The 23,100-nt window shown below is 72.3% G+C and carries 19 protein-coding genes and 1 tRNA gene; 12 read left to right on the top strand and 8 right to left on the bottom strand.

The window, feature by feature from the left end:
* Window positions 1-4: 4 nt before the first annotated feature.
* The 4 genes from eno (at window position 5) to ACIO6U_RS06530 (ending at window position 3,563) form a co-directional block, all read left to right on the top strand.
* Complete coding sequence (gene eno / locus ACIO6U_RS06545) at window positions 5-1,285, top strand: phosphopyruvate hydratase (RefSeq protein WP_355346911.1); 1,281 nt, start codon at window positions 5-7, stop codon at window positions 1,283-1,285.
* A 138-nt stretch (window positions 1,286-1,423) separates the two neighbouring features.
* Window positions 1,424-1,918 (top strand): septum formation initiator family protein, encoded by a 495-nt coding sequence (locus ACIO6U_RS06540; protein WP_355346914.1) that lies wholly within the window; start codon window positions 1,424-1,426, stop codon window positions 1,916-1,918.
* A gap of 41 nt (window positions 1,919-1,959) precedes the next feature.
* Window positions 1,960-2,556, top strand: a complete 597-nt coding sequence (locus tag ACIO6U_RS06535) for a DUF501 domain-containing protein (RefSeq protein WP_401716113.1) — start codon at window positions 1,960-1,962, stop codon at window positions 2,554-2,556.
* Window positions 2,553-3,563: an exopolyphosphatase gene (locus ACIO6U_RS06530; RefSeq protein ID WP_401716111.1), complete on the top strand. Its 1,011-nt coding sequence runs from the start codon at window positions 2,553-2,555 to the stop codon at window positions 3,561-3,563. The genes ACIO6U_RS06535 and ACIO6U_RS06530 overlap by 4 nt, the downstream gene beginning before the upstream one ends.
* Here ACIO6U_RS06530 and ACIO6U_RS06525 read toward each other — a convergent pair.
* Window positions 3,560-4,327 (bottom strand): class I SAM-dependent methyltransferase, encoded by a 768-nt coding sequence (locus ACIO6U_RS06525; RefSeq protein WP_401716108.1) that lies wholly within the window; start codon window positions 4,325-4,327, stop codon window positions 3,560-3,562. The genes ACIO6U_RS06530 and ACIO6U_RS06525 overlap by 4 nt on opposite strands.
* 432 nt (window positions 4,328-4,759) lie before the next feature.
* Here ACIO6U_RS06525 and ACIO6U_RS06520 point away from each other — a divergent pair, with 432 nt between their 5' ends.
* From ACIO6U_RS06520 to ACIO6U_RS06505, 4 genes are all read left to right on the top strand, one after another.
* Window positions 4,760-7,501, top strand: coding sequence for an NACHT domain-containing protein (locus ACIO6U_RS06520; RefSeq protein ID WP_401716105.1), 2,742 nt, complete (start codon window positions 4,760-4,762; stop codon window positions 7,499-7,501).
* 333 nt (window positions 7,502-7,834) lie between these two features.
* Window positions 7,835-9,223 carry an NAD(P)/FAD-dependent oxidoreductase gene (locus tag ACIO6U_RS06515; protein WP_355346929.1) on the top strand — a complete coding sequence of 463 codons (1,389 nt, stop codon included), beginning with the start codon at window positions 7,835-7,837 and terminating at the stop codon, window positions 9,221-9,223.
* 311 nt (window positions 9,224-9,534) lie between these two features.
* Window positions 9,535-10,854, top strand: coding sequence for a class I SAM-dependent methyltransferase (locus tag ACIO6U_RS06510; protein ID WP_401716102.1), 1,320 nt, complete (start codon window positions 9,535-9,537; stop codon window positions 10,852-10,854).
* 319 nt (window positions 10,855-11,173) lie between these two features.
* Window positions 11,174-11,256, top strand: a tRNA-Leu gene (locus tag ACIO6U_RS06505).
* Between the two features lie 146 nt (window positions 11,257-11,402).
* Here the strand turns inward: ACIO6U_RS06505 and ACIO6U_RS06500 are convergent.
* Both ACIO6U_RS06500 and ACIO6U_RS06495 read right to left on the bottom strand, forming a co-directional pair.
* Window positions 11,403-11,771: a hypothetical protein gene (locus ACIO6U_RS06500; RefSeq protein WP_401716099.1), complete on the bottom strand. Its 369-nt coding sequence runs from the start codon at window positions 11,769-11,771 to the stop codon at window positions 11,403-11,405.
* 324 nt (window positions 11,772-12,095) lie between these two features.
* Entirely contained in the window at window positions 12,096-12,980 is an 885-nt protein-coding gene (locus ACIO6U_RS06495; protein WP_401716096.1) for a bifunctional DNA primase/polymerase, read from the bottom strand.
* Between the two features lie 231 nt (window positions 12,981-13,211).
* Between ACIO6U_RS06495 and ACIO6U_RS06490 the strand changes: the two genes are divergently transcribed.
* Complete coding sequence (locus ACIO6U_RS06490; protein ID WP_401716093.1) at window positions 13,212-15,200, top strand: hypothetical protein; 1,989 nt, start codon at window positions 13,212-13,214, stop codon at window positions 15,198-15,200.
* 106 nt (window positions 15,201-15,306) lie between these two features.
* The gene (locus ACIO6U_RS06485) at window positions 15,307-16,209 is read left to right on the top strand and encodes a Bax inhibitor-1/YccA family protein (RefSeq protein WP_355346941.1); all 903 of its coding nucleotides are present in this window, start codon (window positions 15,307-15,309) and stop codon (window positions 16,207-16,209) included.
* 98 nt (window positions 16,210-16,307) lie between these two features.
* Here ACIO6U_RS06485 and ACIO6U_RS06480 read toward each other — a convergent pair whose 3' ends face one another.
* The gene (locus ACIO6U_RS06480) at window positions 16,308-16,541 is read right to left on the bottom strand and encodes a DUF4287 domain-containing protein (RefSeq protein ID WP_188285479.1); all 234 of its coding nucleotides are present in this window, start codon (window positions 16,539-16,541) and stop codon (window positions 16,308-16,310) included.
* A 122-nt stretch (window positions 16,542-16,663) separates the two neighbouring features.
* On the opposite strand from ACIO6U_RS06480, the gene ACIO6U_RS06475 reads away from it, so the two are divergent.
* Window positions 16,664-16,987 carry a hypothetical protein gene (locus ACIO6U_RS06475; protein WP_355346944.1) on the top strand — a complete coding sequence of 108 codons (324 nt, stop codon included), beginning with the start codon at window positions 16,664-16,666 and terminating at the stop codon, window positions 16,985-16,987.
* Window positions 16,988-17,051: 64 nt separating this feature from the next.
* On the opposite strand, the gene ACIO6U_RS06470 is transcribed toward ACIO6U_RS06475, so the two are convergent.
* The 3 genes from ACIO6U_RS06470 to ACIO6U_RS06460 form a co-directional block, all read right to left on the bottom strand.
* Window positions 17,052-17,864: a hypothetical protein gene (locus ACIO6U_RS06470; RefSeq protein ID WP_391051582.1), complete on the bottom strand. Its 813-nt coding sequence runs from the start codon at window positions 17,862-17,864 to the stop codon at window positions 17,052-17,054.
* 304 nt (window positions 17,865-18,168) lie between these two features.
* A complete protein-coding gene (locus ACIO6U_RS06465; RefSeq protein WP_355346947.1) occupies window positions 18,169-19,398 on the bottom strand; it encodes an acetyl-CoA C-acetyltransferase in 1,230 nt (409 codons plus the stop codon).
* Window positions 19,399-19,537: 139 nt separating this feature from the next.
* On the bottom strand, window positions 19,538-20,590 hold the full coding sequence (locus ACIO6U_RS06460; protein WP_355346950.1) for an SGNH/GDSL hydrolase family protein: 1,053 nt from the start codon (window positions 20,588-20,590) through the stop codon (window positions 19,538-19,540).
* A gap of 256 nt (window positions 20,591-20,846) precedes the next feature.
* Between ACIO6U_RS06460 and ACIO6U_RS06455 the strand changes: the two genes are divergently transcribed.
* Window positions 20,847-22,235 (top strand): cystathionine beta-synthase, encoded by a 1,389-nt coding sequence (locus ACIO6U_RS06455; RefSeq protein WP_355346953.1) that lies wholly within the window; start codon window positions 20,847-20,849, stop codon window positions 22,233-22,235.
* 397 nt (window positions 22,236-22,632) lie between these two features.
* On the opposite strand, the gene ACIO6U_RS06450 is transcribed toward ACIO6U_RS06455, so the two are convergent.
* Window positions 22,633-23,058, bottom strand: a complete 426-nt coding sequence (locus ACIO6U_RS06450; RefSeq protein WP_355346956.1) for a hypothetical protein — start codon at window positions 23,056-23,058, stop codon at window positions 22,633-22,635.
* Window positions 23,059-23,100: the final 42 nt, after the last annotated feature.

Below are 23,100 nucleotides of genomic sequence, written 5' to 3'. Positions count from 1 at the left end.
ACTCGTGCCGTCCATCGACGTCGTCGTAGCCCGGGAAATCCTCGACTCGCGAGGCAACCCCACCGTCGAGGTCGAGGTCGGCCTCGACGACGGCAGCACCGGCCGCGCGGCGGTCCCGTCCGGCGCCTCCACCGGCGCATTCGAGGCCCTCGAACTCCGCGACGGCGACAAGAACCGCTACCAGGGCAAGGGCGTCGAAAAGGCCGTCCTCGCCGTCATCGAGCAGATCGGCCCGGAGCTGGTCGGCTACGACGCCACCGAGCAGCGGCTGATCGACCAGGCGATGTTCGACCTGGACGCCACGCCCGACAAGTCCTCGCTCGGCGCCAACGCGATCCTCGGCGTCTCGCTCGCCGTGGCGCACGCCGCCTCCGAGGCGTCCGACCTGCCGCTCTTCCGCTACCTGGGCGGCCCGAACGCGCATGTGCTGCCCGTGCCGATGATGAACATCCTCAACGGCGGCTCGCACGCGGACTCCAACGTCGACATCCAGGAGTTCATGATCGCCCCCGTCGGCGCGGAGTCCTTCTCCGAGGCGCTGCGCTGGGGCGCCGAGGTCTACCACACGCTCAAGGGCGTGCTGAAGACCAAGGGCCTGTCCACCGGCCTCGGCGACGAGGGCGGTTTCGCGCCGAATCTCGGCTCGAACCGCGAGGCGCTCGACCTGATCATCGAGGCCATCAAGCAGGCCGGGTACGCGCCCGGCCAGGACATCGCGCTCGCGCTGGACGTCGCCGCCTCCGAGTTCTACAAGGACGGCAAGTACCAGTTCGAGGGCAAGGAGCGCTCGGCCGCCGAGATGACCGAGTACTACGAGGACCTGGTCGCCTCCTACCCGCTGGTCTCCATCGAGGACCCGCTGTTCGAGGACGACTGGGCGGGCTGGAAGGTCCTCACCGAGAAGCTCGGCAGCAAGGTGCAGATCGTCGGCGACGACCTGTTCGTCACCAACCCCGAGCGCCTGCAGAAGGGCATCGACAACGACACGGCGAACGCGCTGCTGGTGAAGGTCAACCAGATCGGCTCGCTCACCGAGACGCTGGACGCCGTCGAGCTGGCCCAGCGCAACGGCTACAAGTGCATGATGTCGCACCGCTCCGGCGAGACCGAGGACGTCACCATCGCCGACCTGGCCGTCGCCACCAACTGCGGCCAGATCAAGACCGGCGCCCCGGCCCGCTCCGAGCGCGTCGCCAAGTACAACCAGCTCCTGCGGATCGAGGAGATCCTGGACGACGCCGCCGTGTACGCGGGTCGCTCGGCGTTCCCCCGCTTCAAGCACTGAGCCGTCCGTTTCCGGGCCCCGGCCTCCGTACGTCCCCGCACCCGGTCCCGTACCGTGGGCGGGGACGTACTGGCGTGCGCGCCCGTACGGCAGCGTGTGGACGCGACGGCGTGCGAGGACGGCGAGGGGAGACACGGCGTGGGGGCGGATCGGTTCTCCACCTCGGCCCGGCTGAAGGCCATCGGCCAGGAGGCGCAGGCCCGGGTGTACCGGGCGGCGGCCAAGCGGCGCCCGCCGCGGCGCAACAAGCTCACCGGCCGCGCGGCGCTGCTCGCCCTGGTGCTGTGCGCCCTGGTCGTGGCGCTCGCCTACCCGACACGGCAGTACATCGCCCAGCGCTCCGACATCGCCGACCAGCGCCGCGAGGCCCAGAAGGCCCGCCAGCGGGTCGAGGAGCTCCGCGAGGAGAAGGCGCGCTGGCAGGACCCGCAGTACGTACGGACGCAGGCCCGCGAGCACCTGCACTTCGTCCTGCCCGGCGAGACCGGCTACAACGTGGCGGCGCCGGCCCCGACCGGGGACGCCGCCGCCGACCACCGGACGACGAACGAGGCCGCCGCACACCGCCCCTGGTACGACAATCTGTGGGACAGCCTCGACCACGCCGACGCCGCCGCCGCGCCCCGGCACTGACCCCTCGCTCCCCGCGTACCGCCCCCGACCTAGAACGGCCCATGACGAAGCACCCCGAGCCCACCGCCCCCACCCCGCCCACCGACGCGGACGTCGCCGCGTTCACGGCGCAGCTCGGCCGCCCGCCGCGCGGCCTGCGCGCGATCGCGCACCGCTGCCCCTGCGGCAACCCGGACGTGGTCGAGACCCAGCCCCGGCTGGAGGACGGCACGCCCTTCCCGACGCTGTACTACCTGACCTGTCCGCGCGCCGCGTCCGCGATCGGCACGCTGGAGGCCGACGGCGTGATGAAGACGATGACCGCCCGGCTCGCCGAGGACGAGGAACTGGCCGCGGCCTACCGCGCGGCCCACGAGGACTACATCGCGCGGCGCGACGCCATCGAGGTCCTGGAGGGCTTCCCCAGCGCGGGCGGCATGCCGGACCGCGTCAAGTGCCTGCACGTGCTCGTCGGCCACTCCCTGGCCGCGGGCCCCGGCGTGAACCCGCTCGGCGACGAGGCCATCGCCATGCTGCCCGAGTGGTGGGCGAAGGGCCCGTGCGTCGCCCCCGCGACGGAGACCGGGACCGGGACCGTAACCGGGACCGGGACCGGAACCGCGACCGGGACCGCCCCCGAGACGGAGGAGTCCGCGTGACGACCGGTACGGCGACCGACGGGCCGCGGGGCACGACCGTCCGCGTGGCGGCCGTCGACTGCGGGACGAATTCGATCCGGCTGCTCGTCGCCGACGTCGACCCCGCGACCGGCGCGCTGACCGACCTCGACCGCAGGATGCGGATCGTCCGGCTCGGCCAGGGCGTGGACCGCACGGGGCGGCTGGCCCCCGAGGCGCTGGAGCGGACCTTCGCGGCCTGCCGCGAGTACGCGGAGGTGATCGCGGAGCACGGCGTCAGCGCGGACCGCGTCCGCTTCGTGGCGACCTCCGCGTCCCGCGACGCGGAGAACCGGGACGACTTCGTACGCGGAGTCGTCTCCCTCCTCGGCGTCGAGCCCGAAGTGATCAGCGGCGACCAGGAGGCCGCCTACTCCTTCACCGGCGCCACCCGCGGCCTGACCGGCGCCGAGGCCCTGGACACGCCGTATCTGGTGGTCGACATCGGCGGCGGCTCCACCGAGTTCGTCCTCGGCGACGACACGGTCACCGCCGCCCGCTCGGTCGACATCGGCTGCGTCCGCCTGACCGAACGGCACCTGGTGGCGGACGGCGCGGTCGTCGACCCGCCGACCGGCGACCGGGTGGCCGCGATCCGCGCCGACATCGACGCCGCCCTGGACGAGGCGGCCCGCGCCGTCCCCCTCGACCGGGCCCGTACGCTCGTGGGTCTCGCCGGGTCGGTCACCACCGTCGCGGGCATCGCGCTCGGCCTGGCCGCGTACGACTCCGCCGCGATCCACCACTCCCGTATCACCGTCGAGCAGGTCGCGGAGATCACCGCCCGGCTGCTGGCCGCCACCCACGCCGAGCGCGCCGCGATCCCCGTGATGCACGAGGGCCGCGTGGACGTGATCGGCGCGGGCGCGCTGGTGCTGCTGCGGATCATGGAGCGCACGGGCGCGAAGGAGGTCGTGGTCAGCGAACACGACATCCTCGACGGGATCGCGTACGCCGTGGCGGAGTCGGCGGGCCGGGACAGGCCCTAGCCGTCCCTGCGGAACAGGGCCGTCCAGAGGAAGGGCTCCCCGAAGTGCGGGGAGTCCTTCGGCTCGGCGCGCATGCGGCGCAGTTCGACCTCGGTCAGGCCGGAGAAGATCCAGCGCAGCGACTCGGGGGTGTAGCCGAGGCCGCCGTGCAGCCGCGCGTCCCGGTAGAAGTCCGCGTCGGGCAGTTCCGAGCCCATCGCCCCCGCGGCGAAGCAGGTGAGCGCGAGATGGCCGCCGGGGGCGAGCACGCGGTCGAGCAGCGCCAGATAGCTGATCCTGCGGTGCGGCGGCAGATGGTGGAAGCAGCCGGAGTCGCAGACCAGGTCGTACGGCCCGCTCAACGCGCCCGCGCCCGCGCCCATGCCGTCGCCGTCGCCGCCCTCGCTCAGCGCGAAGGCGTCCCCTTCGTGGAAGCGGATTCCCTCCACCCCGGCCGCGCGCGCCCGCTCCCGCGCCCATCGCACGGCGGCCGGTGACAGGTCGACGGCGTCCACCTCGAAGCCGCGCCGCGCCAGCAGCACCGCGTTGCGCCCCGGCCCGCACCCCAGGTCCAACGCCCGTCCCGGCCGCACCACCTCCCGGTCCAGGCAGGACACCAGGTTCTCGTCCGGCTTGTCCACGAAGAACGGCACTCCGCGTTCCCGGTCCCCGTAGAACCCGTCCCACCACCCGGCGGCCCCTGCCGTCCACCGGTCCGCGTCCCCGGCGAACAGCCCGTCCAGCAGCCTCAGTACGTCCTCCACCGACCTGATGTCCCGCTCCACGCCAGCCCCCTCTTCTCCGGTCTTCTCCGGCGTTTCCGACAGGGAGAACGCTAGGCCCATCGGGCATGAAAGCCCAGGTCAGAGCCTTTGTGGCGACCCCTTCACGCGCCGCCTGCGGGCCTGGCCCGACCCGGCCGGGGGAGTCCGCCGGGGGGCCGCCCGCACGTCCCCGGCGGCCCCGCGGAAGCCCGGCGAAGGGCCTCCCGGGGCGAGCGCCGGCACACTTTCTCAGCTGAATTCCGTCCGCGCGGCTGCCGCCGCCGTCTCGATGACCGTCACGATGTCCTTCCCCTTCTTCTCGGTGTACGTGACGAGTTGAGCCGGAGCCCGGACACCGCCTCCAGCACGCGGGAAGATGCTGGACAGGGTTGGACAGGGTTGGACGGGGTCGGGCAGGGCTGGACAGGGTTGGGCAGACCGGAACGGCGGGGCATGGATCAGTCGGAGGACCTGTCGGCGGCGGCCGACTTCGCGGTGTGGCTGGCACGATTACGGGCCCACGCGGGCGACCCGTCGCTGGCCGTCCTGGCCCGGCTGACCGGCGCCGTACCGCGCGGCCGCCCCGTACCGAAGTCCACGCTGGGCCGGGCGTTGCAGGGCGAGAGCCTGCCCTCGGTCGACGACGCCGTCTCGATCGCGGTGGCCTGCGTCCTCCACGAGGGCGGCGGCCGGGAGCGCGCGGAGGCCGTCCGGCGCGAGTGCCGCGAGCGGTGGGTGCGGGCCAAGTCGGCCGAGCGGGAAGCGACGTTGACGGCGAAGGCCGCGGCGGACGGGGAACCGGCGCCGTCGGCCGCGGCCGTACGCACCGCGGCCGAGCAGGCGTTCCTCGCCAAGTACCACCCGTGCGTGGAGACGTTGCTGGACACGATGGAGCTGTTCGGTGTGACACTGCGCCGTTCGGACTTCCGCTACCGGATGAGCACGTCGTACATCAGCCTCGCCGTCCAGGGCGAGGGCAGCGCCCAGCGCGTGCAGGAGGCGATCCACGCCGCCAAGCGGGTGCTGATCAGGGGAGACGCCGGTTCCGGCAAGACCACGCTGCTCAAGTGGCTTGCCGTGGGGGCCATTCGGGGCGATCTGCCGGAGCCGATGGGCCGGTGGAACGGCGCGACGCCGTTCTTCCTCCCGCTGCGGCACTTCGCCGAACGGCCGCTGCCCGCCCCCGAGGACTTCCTGACCTACGCGGCCAGGACGCTCGCCGACGTCGCGCCGGACGGCTTCGTCCGGGACGCGCTGGACTCCGCGCACAGCCTGGTGCTGATCGACGGCGTGGACGAACTGCCCGCGAGCCGCCGCGACGAAGTCCGCGACTGGCTCCGCGAGTTGACCAGCGGATACCCGGACTGCCGGTATGTCGTCACCTCGCGGCAGGCGGCCGTGACCGAACGCTGGCTCGCCCCGATGGGCTTCGCCTCCTTCGAGCTGGCCCCGATGAGTCCGTCGGACCAGAACCAGTTCATCGAGCACTGGCACACCACCATGCGGTCCACCGCCGAGGACGCGGAGGAACGGGCGCGCCTGACGACGTACGAGCACGCTCTCGTGCGCAGCCTGTCCGAGCGGCGCGAGCTGCGCAGACTCGGCGGGAACCCGCTGCTGTGCGCCCTGCTCTGCGCGCTGCACTGGGACCGGGACATGCAGCTTCCCGACGACCGGGTCAAGGTGTACGACGCGGCGCTGGAGATGCTGCTGGTCCGCCGCGACCAGCAGCGGAACATCGCGGTGGAGGGCCCGCGGCTGCGCAGCGGAGTCCAGGAGATGCTGCTGCGCAGGCTCGCGTACTGGATGATCCGCAACGATCTGACCGAGATCTCCTTCGCCCAGCTCACCGGGCGGGTGGCCGCGTACCTCGCGGACTCGGCGCAGTACCCCGAGGAATCCGCCGCCGTGGCCCGCCAACTGCTGGAGCGGTCGGGGCTGTTGCGCGCCCCGGCGCACGACTCGGTGGACTTCGTGCACCGCACCTTCCAGGAGTACCTGGCGGCGGACCAGTTGCTCAACGACGGCGATCTGGCCCTGCTGATCAAGCACGCGCACGAGGACCAGTGGCAGGACGTCGTGGTGATGGTGTCCGGGCGGGCGCGCGACTCCGAGCGCGATCACCTGATCAAGTCCCTGTTGAAACGGGCCCGTCGGGACAAGGCCCACCGGCTGCGGCTGACCGTTCTCGCCGTGGACTGCGTCGGCGACGGCACCGCGATTGACCCGCGCGTCGTCGACGAGGCGAGACGGCGGGCGGCGGAGCTGATCCCCCCGCAGAATCCGGCGCAGGCCGCGGCGCTGGCGAACCTCGGCGAGGTGGTGCTCGATCAGATGCCCGGCCCCCGGCCCGAGTTGGCGCCCGGGGTGGTGCGGGCGATCCTGGAGACCTGCCGCCTGGTCGGCGGGCCCTCCGCCATGCGGCTGCTGGCCCGTTTCGCCGCGGTCCCCGACCTGGAGACCGAGCGGCGGCTGGTCGGCATGTGGCCCGACTTCGACACGGCGGAGTTCGCCCATGTCGTGCTCTCCGAACTGTCCTGGCTCGGGCCGCTGACGGTGGGGCCGCACGAGCTGCACCATCTCCACCGGCTGACCGGCGTCACGGACCTCACGGTCGACGGCGCCGCCGACAGCTACGCGGTCGTCCGGCGGCTGCGGAATCTGCGCTCACTGCGTCTGGTCGACCCCGAGCCGGGCCTGTCCGGCCTCGAGTTGCCGCCCGCCCTGCTGGTGCTGTCCCTCGACGGTTCCGTCCGGCACGACCGGTTCCCGGCGCCGACGGCGCCGGGCGTCCAGGAGCTGTGGTTCGACGACTGCGCCTGTCCCGACTGCGGCCTGAGCGCGTGGCGCATGGCGGGGCTGTGGCCCGCAGAAGCGCGGCGCGCGGTATGGCTGCTGTCGGTGCGGGCCGCCCCGGCCACGCTCGATCCGCGGCTGCTGGCGGAGCGCTTTCCGGGGCTGTCCGTCCTGGCGGTCAGGTCCGACATGGTGTTCGGCGTCGGCGAGGTCGCGGACTACCTCAAACGGCTCCGTGAGTGCTTCCCCGCGCTGACCGAATTCCGGCTCTACTCCCACGGCGACGACGGGCTCGACCAGCAGCTTCAGGAGGCCGGCTTCCTGCACTGGACCCATACGATGGAGGCCGCGCCGGGGACCCGGACGACCCACGTCTTCACCCGCACGGGGGCCGGATGACCCGGCCGGAGGACCCTCCTCCGGAAAAGCTTTGTGAAACTCTTCACATGAAGTTCCCGCCCCGCGGCCCAAATTTTCCAAGGTGACCGCGTGTCAAACCCCCTGAATCCTTGGCGGGAGAGTGTTTCGGCGGTGTGACGGGCGTCGGAACGACGGATGAGCGGTGATCGATCAGCGCTGCTCAGAGGCGGTGGCCGGAGCGGGCGGTGCGGAGGAGTCCGCGCAGGTCAGATAGGCCCTGGTCATGAAGCCGGGCAGGATAGCACAGGGTGTCCAGTACCTTGTGAAGGGGCTCACGAGCACCCCCCTGGGACGTGCTGAATACTTGTCGCCATGAGCACCACGGAGCGTCCACGGATCCTCGTAGTAGGCGGCGGTTACGTCGGCCTGTACGCGGCGCGTCGCATCATGAAGAAGATGCGGTACGGCGAGGCGACCGTCACAGTCGTCGACCCGCGCTCGTACATGACGTACCAGCCCTTCCTTCCTGAGACTGCCGCCGGCAGCATCTCCCCGCGGCATGTCGTCGTCCCGCTGCGACGCGTCCTGCCCGGGGCCGAGGTGCTCACCGGCCGGGTCGTCGACATCGACCAGGACCGCAAGGTCGCCTCGGTCGAGCCGCTCGTGGGCGAGTCCTACGAGCTGCCGTTCGACTACCTGATCATCGCGCTCGGCGCGGTCTCCCGTACCTTCCCGATTCCCGGCCTGGCCGAGAACGGTATCGGGATGAAGGGCGTGGAGGAGGCCATCGGCCTGCGCAACCACGTCCTGGAGCAGCTCGACAAGGCCGACTCCACGACCGACGAGGACATCCGCCGCAAGGCGCTGACCTTCGTGTTCGTCGGCGGCGGCTTCGCGGGTGCGGAGACCATCGGCGAGGTCGAGGACATGGCCCGCGACGCGGCCAAGTACTACCCGAACGTGAAGCGCGAGGACATGCGCTTCATCCTGGTGGACGCGGCGGACAAGATCCTCCCCGAGGTCGGCCCGCAGCTCGGCACGTGGGGCCTGGAGCACCTGCGCGAGCGCGGCATCGAGGTCTACCTCAGCACGTCGATGAAGTCCTGCGTCGACAAGCACGTGGTGCTCGCCAACGGCCTGGAGGTCGACGCCTCCACCATCGTGTGGACGGCCGGTGTGAAGCCCAACCCGGCGCTCGCCCGCTTCGGTCTGCCGCTGGGCCCGCGCGGTCACGTGGACACCGCCCCCACCCTCCAGGTGCAGGGCAGCGACTACATCTGGGCCGCGGGCGACAACGCCCAGATCCCCGACCTCGCCGCGGGCGAGGGCGCCTGGTGCCCGCCGAACGCCCAGCACGCCCTGCGCCAGGCGAAGGTGCTCGGCGACAACGTGGTCTCCGGGATGCGCGGCTTCCCGCAGCAGGAGTACAAGCACGCGAACAAGGGCGCCGTCGCCGGTCTCGGCCTGCACAAGGGCGTCGCGATGATCGTCTTCGGCAAGGCCAAGATCAAGGTCAAGGGCCGGCTGGCCTGGTACATGCACCGTGGCTACCACGGCATGGCCGTGCCGACCTGGAACCGCAAGATCCGGGTCTTCGCCGACTGGACGCTCGGCATGTTCCTCAAGCGTGAGGTCGTCTCGCTCGGCGCGATCGAGAACCCGCGCGAGGAGTTCTACGAGGCCGCCCGCCCCGCTCCGGTTCCGGCCGCGGCGGTGCCGGCTCCCGCCGAGAAGACGGCGGAACCCGCCAAGGCGTCCTGACGCGCCGCGGCGCGCGCGCCGCACCCGCTCCACCGTCCGAAGGGCGCCCGCCATCCGTGGTGCGGGCGCCCTTCGGCGTACCCGGCGCCGTTTCCGGGACCTGCCCGCGCGGCCTGCTCCCGAGCCGCCGGACGCCCCGCCGTGTCCGGTCGGGGCGGCGCCTCGCCGCCCGTCCCGCGCACCCGCGCGGCGTCCTCCGCTTCCGCCGCGCGGCGCCCGCGCCGCCGCCGGTGAGCGGCCCGGAAAAAATGCATGTATCCGCAACGTAGATTCGTCAGCGGAGACTGTCTTTCAGTCGTACGCTCGGAAGCATGGCTGACGCGGCTCACAGAATCGTCGAACTCGCCGACCACGCCCTCTCGACTCCGTTCCCGTTGCGCGTGCGCGCCTGGGACGGCAGCGAGGCCGGGCCGCCCGGCGCCCCCGTCCTCGTCATCCGGCGCCGCCGCGCGCTGCGCCGACTGCTGTGGAAGCCCGGCGAGCTGGGCCTGGCCCGCGCCTATGTCTCCGGCGACCTCGATGTCGACGGCGACTTCTACGAGGCGCTCGGCCTGCTGTCCGGGCTGTTCTGGGAGCGCGAGGAAGGGCCCGCGCAGAGTACGGCCGCCGCCGTGCGCCGTACCGCGGGCGTCCTGCGCGACCCGGCGAACTACGGCGTCGCCCGCGCGGCCCTCGCGCTGGCCGGGCCCGGGCTGCCGCCCCCGCCGCCGCCCGAGGAGGTCCGCCGCCGTACCGGGATCGCCCACAGCAGGCCGCGCGACAAGGCGGCCATCGCCCACCACTACGACGTGGGCAACGATTTCTACTCGCTGGTCCTCGGCCCCTCGATGGTCTACTCCTGCGCGGTGTGGGAGGGCGAGAAGACCACGCTGGAGGAGGCGCAGTCCGCCAAACTCGACCTGGTCTGCCGCAAGCTGGGCCTCCGGCCGGGGATGCGGCTGCTGGACGTCGGCTGCGGCTGGGGGTCGATGGTGCTGCACGCCGTCGAGCACTACGGCGTCCACGCGACCGGCGTCACGCTCTCCACCGAGCAGGCCGCCTTCGCCCGCAAGCGGATCGCCGAGGCCGGGCTCACCGACCGTATCGACATCCGCGTCCAGGACTACCGGGACGTCAAGGACGGCCCCTACGACGCGATCTCGTCCATCGGCATGGCCGAGCACGTCGGCAGCGAGCGCTACCGCGAGTACGCGCAGGCGCTGTACGGACTGCTGCGGCCGGGCGGGCGGCTGCTCAACCACCAGATCGCGCGCCGCCCGCTGCGCGACGAGGAGTCGTACCGCATCGACGAGTTCATCGACCGGTACGTCTTCCCCGACGGGGAGCTGGCGCCGGTCGGGTCGACGGTGGCCCGGCTGGAGGAGGCCGGGTTCGAGGTGCGGGACGTCGAGGCGCTGCGCGAGCACTACGGGCGCACGCTGCGCGCCTGGGTGCGCAATCTGGAGGACGCCTGGGGCGCCGCCGCGCGGGCCACGTCGGCCGGGCGGGCCCGGGTCTGGCGGCTCTACATGGCGGCCTCCGCGCTGGCCTTCGAGCGCAACCGGATCGGGGTCAACCAGGTCCTCGCGGTGCGCACCGCCCCCGACGGCGACCCCGGCATGCCCGCGACCCGCACGGCGTGGCTGAGTTGAGCCCGGTTGCGTTGAGCCCGGTTGGGCCGAGCCCGTTGCGCCGAGCCGGCTGGGTTTGTGCTGTGCGGGGTTTGGGTGGTGCTGAGGCGAGTTGAGCGGGGCCCGGCTGAGCGCGGAGGGCGAGATCCGGTCGCGGAGAGCGATTTCGCGTCACTTGTGCGTGGCGACTGATACTGCTGTGAACGGTGCCTGTTCAGCCCAAGAACCCTGGAACTCGTACTAACACCCCGTCAGTAACCCCTAAAATAAGACAACATGGCCGGTTGGGCGCCCTGTTCGGGATCTCCAACCCCGATACGCTTTTCACTGCGCCTCGCCGGCCCGGATGGTGGAACGCAGACACGGCGAGCTTAAACCTCGCTGCCCCTCGGGGGCGTGCCGGTTCAAGTCCGGCTCCGGGCACTCAGCCGCTCACGGGCCACGGCCCCGGGGAGCGACTGAGAACCGCCGCACGACGCGGTGTTCCCCCTGGGAACACCGCGTACTCCCCGGCGCCGCGAAGCCGCTCCGTCATCGGCCGCCGGGCCGTGCGGCCGGATGACGGCCTGTCACTGACACCAGGTGCCGTAGGCGGAGAACTTGGTGACCACGTTCTTGCCGCCCTGTTTCACGTAGGCGAAAGAGCGGTAATTGCCGCAGGAGTTCGGGATGGAGTACGTCACCGTTCCCGCCCCGATGGTCTTGCAGGCGCCGCCCAGATCGATGTCGGGTCCGTACGGGTACGTGGCCAGCAGATCGACGCAGAGCTGGGTGCCCGCGATGTTCGGTCCGCTGAGCGTGGCCGACGCGTATATGCGACCTCCGGACGAGTACGGCACGTTGGCGGTGGTCAGGCCGACGGCCTCCGCTTGGCCCGCGTTGACGGCGAGGAACGCTCCGGCGACGCCGAGCACTGCCGCTATACGGCTCTTTCTCATCTGTACCTCACATGTCCGGTCGCCAAGAGACGACACCGAGATCCCGAAGCGCCGTTGAGGGGAACCCGACAAAATTGGTTCGCTATTCGGGTTCCCGACGGCTCGCAAAGCCTTCCAGCGGGGGCGGGGGGTGTCTTTGACGTGGCGTGCACGGGGGGCTTGATGATCCGTGCAGACCCGGCGCTGCTCGAACGTTCTCGGCCACCTCGCGGGCCGCGACGCGGCCGACGGCGTGGCCCGCGCCCTTCGGCTCGGCGTCGGGTACGGGCCGCCGGCCGTCCTACGAGGCGGGGGGCGTCGCCACCGCGCGGGGGGCGGGCGGCCTCATCGTTCGGGGCGCGTGAGGTCGTGCCCCGAACGCGGGCGGGCCGCCGAGGCCACCGTTGCCGCCGCCTCGCGCTCGCTCAGCCCGGTGTGCACCGCCGCCGTCACCAGCGCCGGTGCCAGCGCTTCGCCGAGACCGGCGTCGTACGCCCGGCACGCGGCCCAGAACAACCGGCCGTTGCGCTCTCCTTCGTGTGAATCCAGGACGAAGCGGACGAGCGCGGCGGCACGTTTCTCCGCGGGGTGGCGCGGCGCGGAGGCATCGCGGGGCGGCGCGACCGGCGGTGGCGGCGCGGCGAGCAGCAGCAGCGCGGACGGCGCGGGCGCCAGCGGATGGCCCGCGGTGCCGGGCGCCAGCAGATAGCGGCCCGCGACCGTACGCGAGCCGGGGCCCACCACGTAACCGCCCTCGCCGCGCACGTCGATGCCCGGCGCCAGGCGGCCCGCCGAGTTGGGGACCTGTGTCGGCGCGGTCAGCCACAGGTGGCGTCCGCCGCTGGGGGTGAGCACCGTGACCGTGTCGGGCACGGCGAAGCCGTGGGCGGTGGCCAGGGCGGTGAGCGCCGCGACGCCGTCGGCGCCGTGCTTGACGTCCAGGTCGAGGCCGATCAGATGGTGCGGCGCCCGGCCGCAGGCGATCCCGTACCCCGTCGCCCAGGGCGCGGCGGCGAACAGGGAGCGAATCCGGGCCGGGTCGGTGCTCGCGTCGTACACACCGTGTCCCGGACGCCCGCACGCGCCCCGGCAGTCACTCGTACGGGGCTCGTCGCGGTGCGGTGAGCGGATGGCGGGCAGTTTGGTCCGGGACAGCGGGATCACCGGCAGGCCGCGCGCCGCGGTGAGCAGGGCGGCGTGCAGCGCGCGGGTGTGGTCGGGGCGTGGCATGGCCTGCTCCCTGACGTTCGAACGTGTGTTCGTCTGCACCCTCAAGTAATACCGCGCGCGGCGCCCACCGTCCACTGCGCGAGCCGGTGTGGCGGTGCGTTCCGCGTCACGCCCGTGACACCCCGGTGACCGTGTTCGACACGCGCGGGTACTACGGTCGGGCGCGGACAGGTCGTAGCTGTCCGAGTCCGGCCCCAGGCGGGCCGGCGCCGCGACGGAGGGGCGGGAGAGATGGACGAACTGCACGCGGGGGACGCCGAGTTGTGCGCGGGCGGCGGTGACGAACGGCTGGCGGCCGAGGGCGAGACGGCACTGGCCCGGCTGATCATGGACGGCGGCGACCTGCCGCACGCGGCGAGCCATCTGGGCAACGCCGTCGCCATCGACCCGCTGCTCCCCGAGACCCACGAGGCGCTCACCGAACTCGCCACCCGCGCGGGCGGCCCGCGCGCCGCGCTCGACCTCTTCCCGCTCGACCACCCCTACATCGGCGCCGTCGTCTGCCGGGCGCACCTCCAGGCCGCCTGCGGCGAGTGGGCCGAGGCGGTCGGCCTGATCGCCGCCGCCGTACGCGCCGAGTACGACCGGCCGTGGTCGCACGTCGCCTGGCTCACCCAGGACCGGCTGCCCGAACTGCTGCCGCCGCAGGTCATGACGCAGGCGCTGGCCCGCGCGGTCGGCGGCGCGCTGCCCGACCCCGTGCCCGAGCACGCCCGCGACGCGCTGCGGCCCTTCTACGACCTGACCCGCGCGGTGGTCGAACGCCACCCGGACGAGGCGCAGCTCGCCGCCATCGGCTCGGGACTCGCCCGCCGCTTCGAGGACCACGACCGCGCCATCGCCTGGGCCCGGCAGGCGGGCCGGGTCCAGCCGGGACACGTGCCCAGCGTCATGCTCGGCTACGCGTTGCGCGCCGCGGGCCGCCCCGACGAGGCGCTGCGGGTCTGGGAGGAGGAGATGGCCAGGGACGACTCCGACCTCTCCTTGATGGTCGACATCGCCGAGCTGTACGCGGTCACCGGCCGCGCCGAGCAGGGCCTGGCGTGGGCCGAGCGGGCCGTCACCGCGGACCCGCGGCACCCGCAGGCCGCCCCGGCCGTGCACGGCGTCCGCTACGCCGCCGACGGCGACCCGGCCCATCTCGTCGCGCTCACCGACCACCTGCGCGAGCACCCCGACCACCCCTACGCGGGCACCGTCCTGGCCCGGCACAGCGAGTGGCAGCCGTGGCTCGGCGTGGTCGACAGCGCCACCGAGGCGACCGTCAACGTCCTGCACCAGATCCTGGAGAGCCCCGACGCGCAGGCGATCCGGTCCGGCGGCGGCGCGAAGCTGTCCGCCTCCGCGGTCGAACCGCCGAGCGCCGCCCTCGCCTTCGCCCTCGCGCTGCCCGGCGGCACGCTCGTCAACGACGCGGCGGGCGACCCCGACCCCCGGCAGCCGACCGCCGAGGTCGCCGTCCGGATCTGGCGGTACGAGGGCCTGGCCGCGCTGCCCGCCGTCGCGCCGCCGTCGCCCGAGGCTGCGGGGCTGGTCCAGGACACCGCCTCGGTGAGCTGGCCGCACCTGCCCGCCGCGTACGACCACGCGGTGCGGCTGGCCGGGCTCGGCCTCGACGACCTGCTCGGCGTCCTCGCCCACCCGCCGCAGCCGCCGGACGACGACCAGGGCCGCTTCCTGCGCGACCACCGCCCCGAGCTGTGGATTCGCGCCGTGCAGACCTTCGCCTGCCTGGGCGTGGCCCACCACCGCGCCGACGAGCCGTGGGAGGACTCCCGGCGCCGCGCGGTCCTGCTCGACCTGCTGCACGGCCCCGAGGACTGGGTCAACGAGACGGCGGCCTTCGCCATGGTGGCCACCGCCTGGGGCGACCCGGCCGTCCGCGCCGACGTCGGCCTGCGCCTGACCGAACGGATGCTGGACGCGGCGAAGGCGTACCAGACCCGTGAGGTGACCGTCCTCGGCTCGCTGTGCCGCCTGGTGCTGCTCTGCCCCTGGCTGGACGACACCTATACGAGCCTCGCCCGTGACCTGCTGGCCGCCGTCCGCCGCTCGGACGCACACGCCGAGCAAGGCGAACGAGCCGAACGAGCCGAACGAGCCGAACACAGTGAACAGGGCGAGCAAGGCGAACAAGCGGAAGCCGTGCGGGAAACGGCCGCGGAAACCGCCGCCGCGGGTCCGCCCCGCCGCGGACTCTTCCGGCGCCGACGTGACTGAGGGTCCGTCCTGGGGGAAGATCCTCCTCCAGGCGTAGCTCGGCTTTTTGCCAAGCCATTACTCTTGACGCAAGCGGAGCCGCAGCACGCGGTCTTGGAGGAGTGAAATGAGGAGCAGCAACCCGGTCTTCTCCCGGCGGGGATTCACCCGCGGGGACTCGTACGCCGGATTCGGTGCGCAGGGCGCCCAGGGTGCCCGGCAGCAGGGCGGAAACCCTTACGGGCAGCCAGCGGGGAACCCGTATGCCGCCCAGCCCCAACAGGGTGGGAACCCGTACGCGGCCGACGGGCAGCCCCTCACCCCCGAGCAGATGGAGGAGATGTACGCCGGTCCCGCCGCGGGTCCGGCGCAGACCGGCCGGATGACGATCGACGACGTCGTCATGCGGACCGCGATGACGCTCGGCGTGGTCGTGCTCGGCGCGATCCTCGGCTGGTTCGCGCTGCCCGACAGCTACGGCCTGGCCATCGGCGCGGCGCTGATCGCGTTCGTGCTGGCGATGGTCCAGTCGTTCAAGCGCACCCCGATGCCGGCCCTGATCCTGGGGTACGCGATCTTCGAGGGCGTCTTCCTCGGCGTCATCAGCAACATGTACAACGAGCGGTGGCAGGGCGCGCCCGTCCAGGCCGTGCTCGGCACCATGGCGGTCTTCGCGGGCATGCTGTTCGCGTACAAGACCCGGCTGATCCGGGTCACCGCCCGCTACGCGCGGATCGGCATGGCCATCGCGGTCGGCTTCCTGCTGGCGATGGTGGTCAACCTGCTGTTCTACGCCTTCGGCAGCGGCAACGGCCTGGGCCTGACCACCGGCCCGCTGGGCATCGTCTTCTGCCTGCTGGGCATCGGCCTCGGCGCCTTCTTCCTCTCCCTGGACTTCAAGCAGGTCGAGGACGGCATCCGCTTCGGCGCCCCGCAGAACGAGTCGTGGTTCGCGGCCTTCGGCCTGACCGTCTCGCTGGTCTGGATCTACCTGGAGATCCTGCGGCTGCTCTCGATCCTGCGCGACTAGCGCACACGGTCCGCGTCATCGCGACGGGCCGCCCGGAAGCGTCGCTTCCCGGCGGCCCGTCGGCGTCTGTGGAGGGAGGGGGCGGGGCCTGGCGGGCGCTACATCAGATTGCGTGCGGCCCGCCGCAGGTCGTACTCGTGGACGAGGGCCTTCGCGTGGCCGTAGGAGAGGGCGTGCTCGCTGCGCAGCCAGCTCACCTTGTCGTCGAAGCGGAAGAACGAAGGGCCGTCGGCGAGGTCTCTCAGCCAGTCGCTGACCTCGCGGCCTGTGCAGTGCGGGATGCGGTCCAGCAGATTGCGGTGGGTCTCGGCGGAGAAGTGCGTTTGGGACATCGGCGCCTCCGGTAGGTGGTCCGGTTACCCCACCGTGCCCGAGCCTTCCCCCGTTGGCAACCACCCCGGACGTGCGGATATGGGTGCGATGCCGGTCCGCGCGCGCCGGTAGGGTCACGACCATGGCCGATCGCACTCCTCTGCGCCCCTCCGTCGAACGCCTCGCGGGACGGCTGCGGGCGCTTCCGCAGCGCCGCCTCCAGGCGGGCGCGGCGGCCGAAGGGCTCGCGCTGGCACGGTGGTTGGCCCGGCAGGCGCAGGCGCTGGAGTTCCCCGGCCGGGAGCCGTACGAGCTGCCCGACGACGGCGTCTTCACCGTCGGTGATCAACTGGCCGTCGCGGGCAATGACTTGGCGGCGGCCCTGGAAGCCGACCCGGCGGGTACGGCGGAGGTGTGCGCCGCGGCCCTCCAGCGGGTGTCGGCGGCGGCGAAGGCGATCGGCTGAGCCGGTCAGGGCCGGAAACCGGCGTCCCGCTGTGGAGCGGGTCCGGCCCTGGAGCGAGTCCGCCTCAGAGCGAGGCCACGACCCGGTCGGCCAGTACGTACACGCTCTCGTCGCCGTACGCGAAGGTGAGCGCGTACGCGCCCGCTATCGCGGAGCCGCCGCGCAGCACGGGCACCTCGCCGCGGTCGAGGGCGTCGGAGAGCTGTACCGCGGTCTCGCGGTGGCCGGGGGTCATGCACAAGGTGGTGCCGTCGGCGAAGACGTACACGTCGAGGGTGCCGAGCGGTCCGGGGCGCACGTCGGTGAGCGGGACGCGGCCGTCGGCGAGGTCGGCGAGGCGCTCGGCGGTCTGGTCCTGGGACGCGACGACCGGGGACGGCGCGTAGTCGGGACCCGAGGGGTGCGGGAAGGTGCCGGGCAGCGGGAGGGTCGCCTCCGACGCCTCGGGCTCGTGGGCCGCTTCGAGGCCGCCCGTCTCGATTCCGGCCGCCTCGAGGCCCGCGAGGTCGGCCTGCCGGGGCAGGTAGGGAAGCACCGGCGGGACCTCGTAGTCACCGGCCGCGGGACCCTCGGCGCCGGCGCCGTAGACGCCGCCGCGGAAGAAGGTGCCGTCGGTGGCGGTCTCGCGGGCCTCCTGCTCGGCCCAGAAGGCACGGGCCTCGGCCAGCTCCCGCTCCCGCTCGTCGGCGAGCGCGTCGGCGACGGCGGACCTGATGTCCCCGGCGGAGGCGCGCGGTCCGGGCACACTCAGACCGGCGAGGTCCTGACGCAGGGCGGACAGCTCGCGGCGCATGCCACGAGCGGAGAGCAGGGCGGCGGAACCCGCGGCCACGGCGATACCCGCGGCGACCAGCAGGACGGTGAAGTTGGCGCTCACTGACGTTCTCCCGACTGACGCGCGACCCGAGCAATGCCCACCGAAGCGGTGGGTGAAACTTTCCCCTCCCAACACTCTGCCGGTAAACCCCTGGCCTTTGCAGTGCGGAAAGTCACGAATTGGCCGGGTCTGTCGTCCTAGGCCATCCGGGTATGACCGTTCTGACCTGCGAAAACGCATCGCCCCCAGGAAAAATCACATCCTGGGGGCGATTTGATTGCGACTTACGTCACAACTGTGCGTTACGAAGCCGAGTGATCACGGAAGGTCACAAAATGGCCGGATGACGGGCTTCGACGGCGCGTTACGACAGCCTCTCGATGACCATCGCCATGCCCTGGCCGCCGCCGACGCACATCGTCTCCAGGCCGAACTGCTTGTCGTGGAACTGGAGGCTGTTGATGAGGGTGCCGGTGATGCGGGCGCCGGTCATGCCGAAGGGGTGGCCGACGGCGATGGCGCCCCCGTTGACGTTCAGCCGGTCCAGGTCGATGCCCAGGTCGCGGTAGGACGGGATGACCTGCGCCGCGAACGCCTCGTTGATCTCGACCAGGTCGATGTCGCCGACCGACAGGCCCGCGCGCGACAGCGCCTGCCGGGACGCCTCGACCGGGCCGTAGCCCATGATCTCGGGGGAGAGCCCGGACACGCCGGTGGAGACCACGCGCGCCAGCGGCGTGATGCCCAGCTCGCGCGCCTTGGTGTCGGACATCACGACCAGCGCGGCGGCGCCGTCGTTGAGCGGGCAGCAGTTGCCCGCGGTGACCGTGCCGTCGGGGCGGAAGACCGGCTTGAGGCCCCGTACGCCCTCCAGCGTCACCCCGGCCCGCGGACCGTCGTCCTTGGACACCACGGTGCCGTCGGGCAGCGTGACGGGCGTGATCTCGCGCTCCCAGAAGCCGTTCTTCAGCGCTTCCTCGGCCAGATTCTGCGACCGCACGCCGAACTCGTCCTGGTCCTCCCGGGTGATCCCCTTGAGCTGGGCCAGATTCTCGGCCGTCTGCCCCATCGCGATGTACGCGTCCGGCACCGCGCCGTCCTCACGCGGGTCGTGCCAGTCGCCCAGCTCGGCGCTGCCCTGCTCGGCGCGCTGCTGCGTACGGGCCCTGGCCTCGTCGAAGACCGGGTTCATCGTGTCGGGCAGGCTGTCGGAGTTGCCCTTCGCGAAGCGCGAGACCATCTCGACGCCCGCCGAGACGAAGACGTCGCCCTCGCCGGCCTTGATGGCGTGCAGCGCCATCCGCGTGGTCTGGAGCGACGAGGAGCAGTAGCGGGTGACCGTACAGCCCGGCAGGTGGTCCATGCCCATCCGCACGGCCACGATCCGGCCCATGTTGAAGCCCTGCTCGCCGCCGGGCAGACCGCAGCCCAGCATCAGGTCGTCGATCTGGCGCGGGTCGAGCTGCGGGACCTTGTCCAGCGCGGTCCTGATGATCGTGGCGGCCAGGTCGTCGGGCCGCAGCTCCTTCAGCGACCCCTTGAAGGCGCGCCCGATGGGCGAACGGGCGGCAGAGACGATGACGGCTTCTGGCATCGCGACACTCCTCGTCGAGGCTGCGGGATTCTCGGGACTCCTGGGGAAGCTACCGCCACGTAGCGCAGCGAGTCATCAGAGACCGCCTGTGATGCGGGCCTCTTTCTGAGCGCTTGCTTACCCCGCTCCGTGGCTGGTCCTACCCGGCTCCGCCCGTTCCCACCCCTTCGGCCGCCGCCTCCGGGTGCCGCTCGTCCTCCGCCGGCAGTCCGCGCCGCCTGCGCCGCTTGATCAGCGCCCAGCGCCCGCGGGGACCGGACACCGCGCCCCGCGCCGCCGTGACCTCCGTACCGCCCTCGGAGGCCGCCTCGGCCGCCGCCTGGGCCACCGGCAGGAAGCCCTCGCCGCGGCGCGCGTCCGGCCGCTCGTCGTCGGTGTCCGGCCACAGCCCCAGCGCCGCGCACAACGTCGGCAGTACGGCCATGGCGGCCGTCGCGTAGCCCTCCGCCGACGGGTGGAAGTTGTCGGGGCCGAACAGCTCGCGCGGCCTGGCCTCGAACTCCGGGCCGAGCAGCGCGCCCAGCGACACCGTACGGCCGCCCAGGCCCACCACCGCGATGGTCTGCGCGGCGGCGAGCTGGCGGCTCATCCGGCGGGCCAGATAGCGCAGCGGCTGGTAGACCGGCTCGACCGAGCCCAGGTCGGGACAGGTGCCCACGACCACCTCGCACTCCGCCTCGCGCAGCCGCCGTACCGCGTCCGACAGCAGCCGGACCGAGGTGGCCAGCGGCATCCGGTGCGTCACGTCGTTGGCGCCGATCATGATCACCACGACCTCGGGCACCGGAGCGCCCGACTCCAGCAGCAGCGTCACCTGACGGGCCAGGTCGTCCGACTGCGCGCCGGGCAGCGCCACGTTCACCAACTGCACCGGCCGCTCGGCGACCGCGGCGAGCCCGGAGGCCAGCAGCGCGCCCGGCGTCTCCCTGGCCCGGCGCACGCCCTGACCCGCCGCCGTGGAATCACCCAGGAAGCCCAATCGCAGCGGCGTCTCGCCGGTCCGGTGCGCGAACGCGGAGCCGTACCTCCCGTCCGCCCGCGGCGCGACCGCGCCGGATCCGCCGACCATCCGCTTGGCCAGCCGCGCCTCGGTCAGCAGCACCCCGATCGCGGCCCCGCCCAGCAGGCTGATGCCGCCGCCTCCGAACGCCGCCGCCGTCGCGATCCGCCGTGCCACCCTCGCCCTCGACATCGAGCCGGTCACCTCCCACTGACTCCACCGGCCTACTGCGTGTACGCACGCGTATCGGTCCTGGTTACTTGGTACATGAACCTGGTGCCCCGTCAGGGACCATCAGCAACGTCAACGCTGTCCGCGTCGTCCACGTTTCGCCCGCGGTTCGCTTCCCCCGTCCTGGACCTGCCCGCCAGGTACCGCCAGCCAGACGAGACCTTGCGGACACGCCCTAGGCTTGGCCCCACCATCACGGAGAACCCGGAGACATACGGTGCAGTTTCACGACTCGATGATCAGCCTCGTGGGCAATACCCCGCTGGTGAGGCTCAACAGCGTGACCGAGGGGATCCAGGCGACCGTCCTGGCCAAGGTCGAATACTTCAACCCCGGCGGTTCGGTGAAGGACCGCATCGCGCTGCGCATGATCGAGGCCGCGGAACGCAGCGGCGATCTCAAGCCCGGCGGCACCATCGTGGAGCCCACCTCGGGCAACACCGGCGTGGGCCTGGCCATCGTCGCGCAGCAGAAGGGCTACCACTGCGTCTTCGTCTGCCCCGACAAGGTCTCCACCGACAAGATCAACGTCATGCGGGCGTACGGCGCCGAGGTCGTCGTCTGCCCGACGGCCGTCGACCCCAGCCACCCGGACTCGTACTACAACGTGTCCGACCGGCTGGTCCGCGAGACGCCCAACGCGTGGAAGCCGGACCAGTACAGCAACCCGAACAACCCGCTGTCGCACTACCACTCCACCGGCCCCGAGCTGTGGGAGCAGACCGAGGGGCGGATCACCCACTTCGTCGCGGGCGTCGGCACCGGCGGCACCATCTCCGGCACCGGGCGCTATCTGAAGGACGCCAGCGAAGGCCGCGTCCAGGTGGTCGGCGCCGACCCCGAGGGTTCGGTCTACAGCGGCGGCTCCGGGCGGCCCTACCTGGTCGAGGGCGTCGGCGAGGACTTCTGGCCGACCGCGTACGACCGTGAGGTGGCCGACGAGATCGTCGCCGTCTCCGACAAGGACTCCTTCCAGATGACGCGCCGCCTGGCCAAGGAGGAGGGCCTGCTGGTCGGCGGCTCCTGCGGGATGGCGGTCGTCGCCGCGCTGGAGGTCGCCAAGCGGCTCGGCCCCGACGACGTGGTCGTCGTCCTGCTGCCGGACAGCGGGCGCGGCTACCTCTCCAAGATCTTCAGCGACGAGTGGATGAGCTCGCACGGCTTCCTCGACGAGAGCGGCGGCAACCAGCGGATCGCCGACGTCCTCGCCCACAAGGACGGCGGTCTGCCGCAGCTCGTCCACATGCACCCGGACGAGACGGTCGGCCAGGCCATCGAGGTGCTGCGCGAGTACGGCGTCTCGCAGATGCCCGTCGTCAAGCCCGGCGCCGGGCACCCGGACGTGATGGCCGCCGAGGTGATCGGCTCCGTCGTGGAACGCGACCTGCTGCACGCGCTGTTCACCAAGCGCGCCACGCTGGAGGACCCGCTGGACAAGCACCTGTCCGCGCCGCTGCCGCAGGTCGGCTCGGGCGAGCCGGTCGCCGATCTGATGACGGTGCTGGAGAGCGCCGACGCCGCGATCGTGCTGGTGGAGGGCAAGCCGACCGGCGTCGTGAGCAGGCAGGACCTGCTCACCTTCCTGGCCGGGCACAGCGGCGTCTGAGCCGCCGGGGGGCCGTGTGCGGCGGGTGTCCGCGGCGCGGGCGGGGATTCGCGGAACTGGTACACCCGCGACACGTCCGCGCAGCACGGGCTTAACAAGCGTCCGGCACATTAGGGGATGTCGAAAGGCACGGGACACCGGCCGGTCGGCACAACTGAATGTGGCGCCAAGGACTTCCGGAGCGGCTCCCGGACTCCATGGTGACCCTTGGACGCGAGTGCTCGGCCCTGACCCAGCCCGCGTCCACCGCGGGAACCGCCGTCGTCCCGCCCTCCGGCCTTGTTCCGGGGGTGCGGCGGTTCCCGCGCTAACTCTTTCGCCGGCCCGATCGCGAAGGCGCGCCGTACGGGTGCGGGTTCTTCGGCGCGGGGCCCGGCCGGCCAGGGCCTGTCCGGCCCTAGGCCCAATCGTCCTTGTCGTCGTCGCGCTTCGAGCGCGGCACCAGGAAGCTGCTCAGGCCCTGGGCGACGTTCACGCCCACGATGCCCGCCCAGGTGATGAACAGGCCCGCCGTACCGGCGTTGACCGCGCCGATCGCGGACAGCGGGATGGCGGCGATCATCGTGAACCCGGCGAAGCCGTAGCGGGCGAAGCGCGCGCTGGGCTGCGGGGGCCCGATCGGGCGGCGGTCGGCGCGGGCGTACGACGTCTGCTGCTGCGCCAGCTCACGCCGTACGCGCTGCTCCACGCGGCTGTCGACGCGCTCTGTCACCTTCTCCATGAACGAGTCGACCAGCTCCGACTCGTACTCCGCTCCGAGGTCCTTGCGTGCCTGCAAGGTGGCGGAGAGTTCCTTGTTGAGTTCCGGGTCGCGGGCGTCCATGCGGACACCGTACGGACAGCGGGGGGTGGGCGACACTGGGGT

The organism is Streptomyces sp. NPDC087422 (assembly GCF_044744145.1).
In the GTDB taxonomy this organism is placed as follows: domain Bacteria; phylum Actinomycetota; class Actinomycetes; order Streptomycetales; family Streptomycetaceae; genus Actinacidiphila.
Note: the sequence above shows the minus strand (reverse complement) of the source record. Positions and strands in the feature narration are given on the sequence as shown.